Genomic DNA, 6,683 nt, shown 5'->3' on the forward strand with positions numbered 1-6,683 from the left:
TCTGGTGATAGAAGGTAAAATTTAAGTGTCAGTAGCTGGAGAAAATTATGTCATCTATTCCCATATTTCGAGACCGCACTGATGCTGGAGAAAAATTGGCTGAGGTTATTTTTTCAGATTTCTGTCAAATGAGTTTGACTACTGAGTGGATGATTAAGCCTATTGTCTATGGTCTACCAAGAGGGGGGTTGCCAGTAGCAGTAACTATTGCGCGTCGGTTGGGTTGTCCTTTGAGTGTGGTGGTGGCGAAGAAAATTACTTTACCGGATAATCCAGAATTGGCTCTTGGTGCTGTGACAGCGGATGGTTGTATTGTGTGGTCGAGGCACAAACCACGCAATTTACAAGTCCAAAAGGCTATAATTGAAAGAGCAAGGGAAAAAGCACAGTCTCAATTAGAATGTCTTAGTGGTGGAAAGCCTGAAGTTATTCCTCTGGGTAAGTTAGTAATTTTAGTTGATGACGGAATAGCTACGGGTATGACGATGATAGCTGCGCTAAAGTCTATTAAGTGGCATAAACCGAATGCTGTCTGGATATCTGTGCCAGTTGCTCCTCCAGAATTGATTAAATTTTTGGCAGATTGTTGCGATCGCTTAATTGTATTGGAAACTCCTCAGCCGTTTTTGAGTGTGAGTCGATTTTATGCTGAGTTTACTCAGGTGGAAACTGAGGTTGCTTTGGCTTGTCTTCAACAACAGACTGAATGGCTGTGAGAGTAAAAAAATTTTTAATTTTTATTTATATGGTTGATGTTTTTGATGTTGAATATCAAATCATGAAAATTTTTGCTATTTAAGTATAAATTCCATAATTTTTTTTCTGGTAATTAATCGGAATTTTGTGATTTTATTTAATATCAAAACTATGAGAATTTTACAACTGTGGTGTCAAAATATTAGGAGTGGTATACAATATAATCCACCAGGCTTTATTGAGTTAATAATGTTAGTCTTTGCCATAGTATTATTATTGTGTTGGAGTGTTACAGAGCAATGGCAATATTTAGTCTTATGCCTGAGTTATGTAATGGGTTATTCTATTTCTATTTTAGTTAGAGAAGCACTTACACCATCTCCTCAAATACAGGCTTCCCAATTCACAGCTATACTATTATTAATTCTTAGTACTTATAGTTTTGCTGATTTAATTCGTTAGAAAATGTTTGATTTTAAATCAACAAAAAATAGCTTAGTTTATATAGCAATCAAGAATCAGATGTGAGAATTGAGATGTCTCTTAAAAATATATAATATAGCAGTTATCTTATTCATATATATTTATTTTATCTGCTCCCTGTTACTGTAAAAATATCTTATTTAATTATCCATTTGTAATTGGAATTAGTAGTTTTTTATTACTGTTTACAGGAGGTTTATTATTTCCTATTATAATTATTTGTATTTAGATAAATAAATAATCATAATTCAGGAGGAATTAAGAAATTCAAGCCTCCCAATCAACTGAGTTTATCTTCAGTTTTAACTTCAGCATTCAGTTTTCAGTGACGATCTACAGTGTTATCCAAATCATTATTAAAATAGTCAGCCAGAATTAACAGTATTGTTCAATAATTGATAATTACCTATCTCTAAAAGGAAGAGGATTGAATAAAAGGAAAATTTTTTCTTATTTCTCCTTTAAAGGAGAGGCTTTAAACCTTAATTATTCGGTAAAATGAGTATAAGACTGTTAATAAATTTCCTGGTGAACGTTATGGGAAAAGTCAAAGAATGCCATTGGCGGGAAAATATTTTTATGAATTTGGGAACTGTTTTAAGTCAATTATGGATTTGTTTTAGTCTCAATACAAAATAAATTTACTTCCTGACTTGTAACTTATAGTAACCTAATATTTTTTGTGGTATAACTTATGGTAACTCAAAACCCTAAAAACATAAACATAGTTTCTACTACTGCCAACTTTAGACTTAATAATTAGGGCTTGCTGATTAAATCTAAAAACATTTACAGATAAATATTTTAGCTTTTTTAGAGGGAAAAAAAGTGCAACTTTTTAAGCTTGAGTGACCAAAAAGTTAGGATTTTGGGCTGACTATGGCAGAAAAATCACTCTTATAATTTTTCCGAGTACCTCCTATAAATTCCCCATTCCTCGTGACTCCTGACTTCTCGTCCTGGGAGGGGTTAGGGGTGGGTTGACTCCTACCCCTACTATTCATACTTTTTCAGCAAACCCTAATTATGTAATATAACTGACTTATTGCTTTATACTCGAAAAGTAAAAAAACAATAATTTTGTCTAAATACTAAGAAGATTTACAGGATACAATTATCTCAAGTAATTAATTTATTCAAATCAAAATGAGTCACAAAATAGAAGCAGAAAATTTTATCCAAGATTTAGAAAGAGTAGCTAAAGTTAGAACCGAAGTAGCTGCTAGTTTATGTACAATAGCTGAAACTTTAGAAAAAGCAGAATCAGGAGGTAAAAATACTTCGGGAAAATTAGGTTTAGAAAGAGAAATAGAAGATATTAAAAATGCTGGCAAAAATCTCCGCCTTGGTGTGTTCCGCTTGATGGTATTGGGAGATATGAAACGGGGAAAAAGTACATTTCTTAATGCTTTAATAGGTGAAAATATTTTACCTAGCGACGTTAATCCTTGTACAGCATTATTAACTGTATTAAAATTTGGACCAGAAAAAAAAGTTACTATACATTTTAATGATGGAAAAAAACCTCTGTCACTAGATTTTAAGAGCTTCAAACGAAACTATACAATTGACCCAGCAGAGGCAAAAAGATTAGAACAAGAAAAAAAACAAGCATTTCCTGATATTGATTATGCAGTGGTTGAATATCCCCTACCAATTTTAGAAAAAGGAATAGAAATTGTTGATAGTCCTGGTTTAAATGATACAGAAGCACGGAATGAATTGTCTCTTGGTTATATCAATAATTGTCATGCTATTTTATTTGTGATGAGAGCAACTCAACCTTGTACTTTAGGAGAACGTCGCTATCTAGAAAATTATATTAAAGGTAGAGGGTTGAGTGTGTTCTTTTTAATTAATGCTTGGGATCAAGTACAAGATAGTTTAATTGACCCAGATGACCGAGAAGAATTAGAAGAAGCAGAGATAAGATTAAGAAGAGTTTTTCAAGCTAACCTCAATGAGTATTGTGTAGAAGAAAATAAAAATATCTATCAAGAAAGAGTTTTTGAACTATCTTCAATTCTGGCATTAAGAAGGCGATTAAAAAATCCTTCAGTTTCTCTAGAAGGAACAGGTTTTCCAGAATTTTTTGGTGCATTAAATCAATTTTTGACTCAAGAAAGAGCAGCTCAAGAATTTAGGCAAGCAAAAACTTTAGCAGCTCAAGCAGATAGTCATTTACGAGAGGCGATCGCCCGTCGTACTCCTTTATTAGAACAAAATATTGAAGAGCTAATAAATAAGATTAATTCTGTAGCACCAGAGTTTCATAAACTTGCTGAAATTCGCGACCAATTTCAGTCAGAAATTAGAACAGTTAGAGACAAAGAAGCGACTGAAATTGCTAATTCTTTTCGTTCTTATGTCCTCGACCTGGAACATACTTTTGAATCAGACTTTTTGCGCTATCAACCAGATATAAAATTTCTCGATTTCATTAACCCTGGTAAAAGAGAAGCTTTTGAAATAGAACTAAAAAAAGGATTTGAACAATATATTAGCGATAAATTAGCAGCATGGACTATTACCGTTGAAAATAAGATGGATGCAGCATTTTTACAACTTTCTAGAAGAGCTGCTCATTATGGTGCTTCCTATACAAAAGTCACAGATAAAATCACTGAAAAACTAACAGGAAAAAAGGTCAAATCTGCCCTTTCTGTTTCCAGTGAGGATAATGCTCCTAGTTGGGCAAAATGGGCTATGGGATTATTTTCATTAGCTAGGGGTAATATCGCAGGTATGGCGATGGCCGGAGCAGGTTTTGATTGGAAAAATATCTTGCTAAATTTATTGGCTGTAGGAGGAATATATACAGCAATTACTTTCTTTACAGGGATAACTTTAGGACCTATTGGTTTAGCTTTATTAGGTTTAGGTGTAGGTGTAATGCAGGCAGATGAAGCACGGAAAAAAGTAGTTCAAGTGGCGAAAAAAGAGTTGGTTAAACATTTACCTGAAGTAGGAAATGAACAGTGGCAGCCTATTTATGATGCTATTAAAGAATGTTTTGATACTTATGAAGGGGAAGTTAAAGAAAGGATAGATGATGATATTAAATCTCGGAAGTCGGAATTAGATAATTTGCTACAGCAAAAACAGGAACAAGAAATTAATAATGATGCAGAATTAGCTCGTTTTCAACAGTTAGAAACTGATGTGTCATCTGAATGTACAAAAATAGTTGCCGTTTATCAGGATTTTATGAAAGCAATTGTATAGCAGAAGGAAGAAGGAAGAAGAAAGAAAGAAGAAGGAAAAAGGAAAAATGTGGCGTTGTCTGAGTTTTAAGCTTTTGATATGTCAAATACAGTAATGGCGACTTCTATATAAATTATATAAATTATATAAATTATAAATGTAGGTTTGGTTTGGTTTAGTTTCTCAATTCAAGAGTAGTATAGTTTCCAAATGTTCAGTTATAGAGATCAATAGTAAGTCTTACGTTCTTTTACTACATTTACCCTAGTAAATATTTAATAAATTAGGTATTATTTAGGATTACTATATAGTAATCCTAAATGATTTGTAAAAAAACCATGAATTAGATAAAATTTTTAAAACTCTTATACCAATTTTATATGAAGCTGCATAGAATTAGGTGGTAGGTATTATGCCAAATTCGGTTATCAAAATACCTTTTTCAAATTCCTCTCTAACTCTTCTGCCTTTTGCCTTGCCTTCATAATAAAGCTTTTGTCTAAATAATATGGATATCTAAAGGAGGAGTAAAAATTGCAGACTAATTTTGATAACTTGATTCGCTATTTTAATTCTGCTCTTGGAATGTTAGAACTTGAGCCAGACTCTCAATTGAAAAAAGATATAATTTCTATTTGTGAATATCTGAAAAATCCTTCTTTTAAAATTGCTGTTTTTGCTCCGTTTAATTATGGCAAATCTACTTTGCTTAATGCCTTTTTAGGTCAAAGAACATTACCCATTGATTTAATTCCTACTACTGGAGCTGCAATTTCTATAAAATATGGTACAGAGTTACAGACTAAAATTAATCTTAAAGATGGAAGTAAAATTTGTGAAACTGGTACAGATATTCTCAAACAATATGCAGTGCTAGATAATAACCGTCGAATGCGAGATGATGTGACTTCAGTAGAAGTTTATTGCCCTCATCCTTTCTTGAAAAGAGGAGTTGAATTTTTAGATTTACCAGGAACAAATGACCGGGAAGCTCAAGATATTTTGGTGCAAGACCAATTGTTAACTGCCGATCTAGTAGTACAGGTTTTAGATGCCAGAAATTTGATGACTTTAGGAGAACGAGAAAATCTCAGAGATTGGTTGTGGGATAGAGGTATTAAGACAGTAGTTTTTGTTGTTAATTTTATGAACTTACTCTCCTCAGATGAACAAACAGAAGTTAACAATAGAATACGCTTTCTGGCAGAAAGTTTTCGCTCCGAACTACCAAGTAATATTAGTAACTTATATCGAGTTGATGCTTTGCCTGCTTTGCGGGGTCGCTTAAAAGGTGATGTTTCTGTGGCGCAAACAACGGGTTTAGTAACTTTTGAATCTGCTTTACAAAATATTGTTGAAACTGATGGGAAAAAGATAGATATTCAATTACCAAGAATACAGACAGTCGCTTCTCAGTTATGTCAAGTCATGGAAGCTAGTGCTAAGGAAGTGACTAAAGAGTTAATTGCTATTCAAGAGCGGAAAAGTGAAAAATTTGAGATTCAAAAGCGGGCAGAAAAATTAATTACACAAGGCTTTCAAAAAAGTAGTTCAAATTTTCAAAGTTGGCTATATTTAACTAAACTTTTGGAGCGCCATCAATTTGAATTGGCTATAGTTTTGGAACAAAGAACTTTTAATATTTGGGAGTCGGAAAAATTTCGACCAGAAGCTCTGAAATATAAACAAGAAATTACCGAATGGATAGATAAAGCTTGTGAATTTTTTCAACAAGAAGAACCAGCAGAATTAATTATTACATTTCCTGAAGCTCCTAAAGTTTTTTTGCCATCCCCACCCCCATCAGAAACCAAAAAATCAGGAGGGGTAAAAAATATAGCGATCGCCACTGGAATAGGTTGGTTATTAGCAGGTCCGATGGGTGCCGCAGTTGCTGGTGGTGCGACCTATTTTTTGAGCGATAATAAACAGAATAAATCACAAAATTTAGATAGTTATCAGCAACAGGTAAAACAAGCTTATGCTAATGCAGCTAGAGATTATTTAAGCCGTTTTAGTGCTGTAGCTCTAAAAGCAGTTGAGAAATATGAAGAAAAAGCAGAAAAAGTGATTAAGGTTCCTGTTAGTCAGCAGTCACCGGAGGCGATTAAGTTAAGAAATAAATTACAGTTATTGAATAATTTATCGGCAGAAATAAATCAAGAGTTGGATTTTTTAGCTGGTTAAGACATCGGAATATTTTGATGGAAATCTAGGTAACTAGACAGTGCAAAGTTCTGGGAATAACTATTGCTAGTCAAGGGTTTCACGGACTCAAGGTTAAAAATTCTCCATTCACA

At 33.2% G+C, this 6,683-nt stretch carries 4 protein-coding genes; all 4 read left to right on the forward strand.

Going from position 1 to position 6,683, the window contains the following annotated elements:
• Positions 1–47 precede the first annotated feature (47 nt).
• The 4 genes from D5R40_RS15670 to D5R40_RS15685 all read left to right on the forward strand — a co-directional run bounded on the left by D5R40_RS15670 (position 48) and on the right by D5R40_RS15685 (position 6,570).
• The gene (locus D5R40_RS15670) at positions 48–716 is read left to right on the forward strand and encodes a phosphoribosyltransferase (RefSeq protein ID WP_124142973.1); all 669 of its coding nucleotides are present in this window, start codon (positions 48–50) and stop codon (positions 714–716) included.
• 127 nt (positions 717–843) lie between these two features.
• Positions 844–1,158: a hypothetical protein gene (locus D5R40_RS15675; RefSeq protein ID WP_345789239.1), complete on the forward strand. Its 315-nt coding sequence runs from the start codon at positions 844–846 to the stop codon at positions 1,156–1,158.
• A 1,167-nt stretch (positions 1,159–2,325) separates the two neighbouring features.
• A complete protein-coding gene (locus tag D5R40_RS15680; RefSeq protein WP_124142971.1) occupies positions 2,326–4,404 on the forward strand; it encodes a dynamin family protein in 2,079 nt (692 codons plus the stop codon).
• 513 nt (positions 4,405–4,917) lie between these two features.
• Positions 4,918–6,570 carry a dynamin family protein gene (locus D5R40_RS15685; RefSeq protein ID WP_240038757.1) on the forward strand — a complete coding sequence of 551 codons (1,653 nt, stop codon included), beginning with the start codon at positions 4,918–4,920 and terminating at the stop codon, positions 6,568–6,570.
• Positions 6,571–6,683: the final 113 nt, after the last annotated feature.

This window comes from Okeania hirsuta (assembly GCF_003838195.1).
In the GTDB taxonomy this organism is placed as follows: domain Bacteria; phylum Cyanobacteriota; class Cyanobacteriia; order Cyanobacteriales; family Microcoleaceae; genus Okeania; species Okeania hirsuta.

What these genes read in the sequence shown, in the direction of transcription:
- D5R40_RS15680 (WP_124142971.1), top strand. Translation starts at nt 2,326, where the DNA reads ATGAGTCACAAAATAGAAGCAGAAAATTTTATCCAAGATTTAGAAAGA.
- D5R40_RS15670 (WP_124142973.1), top strand. Translation starts at nt 48, where the DNA reads ATGTCATCTATTCCCATATTTCGAGACCGCACTGATGCTGGAGAAAAA.